The sequence below is a fragment of the Christiangramia qingdaonensis genome (assembly GCF_048381525.1).
Classification (GTDB): Bacteria; Bacteroidota; Bacteroidia; order Flavobacteriales; family Flavobacteriaceae; genus Christiangramia.
The window spans coordinates 1,147,993-1,150,699 of record NZ_JBLWIM010000012.1 but is presented as its reverse complement, the minus strand read 5'-3'; the positions used below and the strand labels follow the sequence as shown (position 1 = coordinate 1,150,699).

2 protein-coding genes are annotated in these 2,707 nt (G+C 40.5%); both read right to left on the bottom strand.

The window, feature by feature from the left end:
* Nucleotides 1-7: 7 nt before the first annotated feature.
* Complete coding sequence (locus ACNI3T_RS10245) at nt 8-460, bottom strand: GatB/YqeY domain-containing protein (protein ID WP_418227706.1); 453 nt, start codon at nt 458-460, stop codon at nt 8-10.
* Between the two features lie 238 nt (nt 461-698).
* A partial coding sequence (locus ACNI3T_RS10240) for a DUF4886 domain-containing protein (protein WP_418227705.1) occupies nt 699-2,707 on the bottom strand: 2,009 nt, incomplete at its 5' end.

Sequence of the window (2,707 nt, the reverse complement as noted above, 5' to 3'; positions counted from 1 at the left end):
TAATAATTTATTTATTCAGTCTTTTTCTAACGATAGCTGAGATTGTTTTGCCATCTGCTCTACCAGCTAATCTAGCCGTAGAGGCACCCATTACCTTTCCCATATCCTGCATTCCGGTTGCACCGGTTTCTGCGATGACCTGGTCCACCTCTTTCTCAATTTCAGCTTCGCTCAATTGTTCTGGAAGAAATTCTTCGATCACAGCAGCCTGAGCTAATTCAGGTTCAGCAAGATCTTCCCTTCCCTGTTGCTTGTAAATTTCAGCACTATCCTTACGCTGCTTCACAAGCTTCTGCAACAACTTCATTTCTTCGTCTTCGGTAAGTCCGTCTTTAGAAGATGAGCCTGTGTTCGCCAAAAGTATTTCACTTTTAACAGCACGCAAAGCCTCTAACTTCACACTATCCTTTGCTCTCATGGCCGCTTTCATTTCGCCCATTACTTTTTCCTGTAAACTCATGACTGAAAAATTATGCAGCGAAGATAAAATTTTCTTCAAGAATACACTATAGAATAACTGAATGAAAATTAAGTAAATTCAGAAATACCTACGAACACAATAACATCCAAATCACAAGTTTATCCATTATACTAGGGATCAACAGATTTCAATAAAAAGCCCCGGGAGTAAAAACCAAAACCCGGGGCCAACAAACTAAAACTTACGATTTGAATTATGTGGAAATCGATTCACTTTCTTATTCTTCCGGAGCAATGCGCATGGCATTGATATAAAAGAATCCATTTGCATTATCGTTATTTAATCCCGATGTTACTTCAATAAAGATCTCCCCATTCTCATCTGCTTGTATGCCTTGAACACAGGCGATTTCATCTGTATTACTCGCGGCATTCAAGGTTGCAGAATCAGAGTTCTGACCAATTACGGTGTATAAGGTCTCCCTGTTGTCTGTAGCTGTTCTAGATCCAAAAAAACAGAACTCATATGTGCTATCACTTTCAAAACCACTTAGCTTCAGAACACCTTTTTCAACAAGTATTCCGGCCCATTCACCCTTTGAATTTCCGTAGAAAGAATTTCCAGAGACTTCTGCTGGCATATTTAAATCTGTCGTGGTAACAGTCTCTCCTGCAGTATTCTGGCCGTTAAATCTACTTGTAACTGTAAGTTCAATTCCAGTGAACTCATTGTCTTCATACTTTAGATTTGGTATCGTGGCATCTTCAAGGAAACTGGTCAAACCATTCCATCCTGTAGAATTTGAAGAGGTTGCAAAATCGATGAGTACATTTTTAGTTATAACTCCAGACCCTCCTGCAGTTTGATAGTCGGTAAGCTCCGTAATCATCATTGGATTCTGAACAGCTTCGTGAGCAGCATGTTGAGCGATTTCAGCATCCAGCGGAACAAAGCCTTCCGGAACATAGCTATTACCCAATACACTTTGATCAAAAAGGATCTCGAACCATGTACTTGCAGCAGTAAATTTTCCTATTTCATTTAAATGATAACCATCTCTATTGAAATTATCTCCTAAATAACTGGTTCTCGCATTCTGAATGGCAGTCCCGGCAGGAACGACACTATGCGTGTTGATAAGGTCCCCGGCCTGGTCATAAGCATCAACAATAGATTCATACATTTGAATCTGGTCATTATCATAATTTACAAATCCGGAATGAGTTGAATTTTCAGAATATGCCCAGGTTTGGTGAAGCAAATATTTAGTATCCGAATTATCCACATTTTGAACTACATATTCGTATAGTTCGGTTAGAGGTGTAACAAAAGTTTCATACTGACCAGATTTCTGACTCACCTGCTGGAAACTAATATAATCCCAGTTCTCATCATCCAGAGCTGTAGAGATCGCCACATCTGCAGTAGTATTCTTATTTCCCTGCAGATCGATCTTCCGGTAGCTATAACTTCCAGCATTTTCCGCAGCATTCTGAGCATGTAAGTCCAGTTCTGCACCTCCAATATATAGATTACCTATCACGATTTCCTCACCGGCTGCATCTGCCAGTCCATACAGGTAAGATTCCAGGGCGTCTTCAGAAAAACTGTTTCCAATGGCCAGAACCTTTAGAATTCCGTCGTTCTCATTTTCTACGATTACTTTTGTAGAACCCACAACCTGACCATCATCAGAACGTATAGTAAGTTCTGTAGTACCTTCCTGTAAACCCTGAATTTCAATTTCATAAGTTTCAGGATCTGTTTCAAAAGAGATGATTCCTTCAGGATTGGCGGACCAGGTATAATTTCTGACTGGACGCTCTACCAGGTTAAAATCTGGAATGATATTTACTATGGACTGAGTATATGCGGTAATAGTTGCCGGCAATCTCACTTCAGATTCCATGATCAAATTGGTTTCTATGGTAGTGCTGGCCTCTTCTGTCCCGTCCACAGTCCTTATAGATGCGATCGCAGTGCCTTCGCCAATAGCTCTTACGGTAGCTGCGTAATTGCTGGCTACTGATACTATTTCTATCACTGTTGAATCTGAAACTGCCCACTGATACTCTTTGGAAGCAGTTTTAAAATTTCTTATGAGCGGAGTTAGAGTCAGCTCGTTTCCTACAACCATGTGTGCATAGTCAAGGTCTAATGCGACCGCACTTAGTGGTTCTTCAATATCATCATCCTCACAGGCAGTAAACGCCAGAAGCATCGCTGCAAAGATGAGAAAGACATAACTAAACCTGTAAAATTGCCTGGAAACTCTCATAATAAATG

Excerpts from the sequence above, each read along its gene's own strand:
- ACNI3T_RS10245 (WP_418227706.1), bottom strand. The coding sequence starts at position 460 with ATGAGTTTACAGGAAAAAGTAATGGGCGAAATGAAAGCGGCCATGAGA.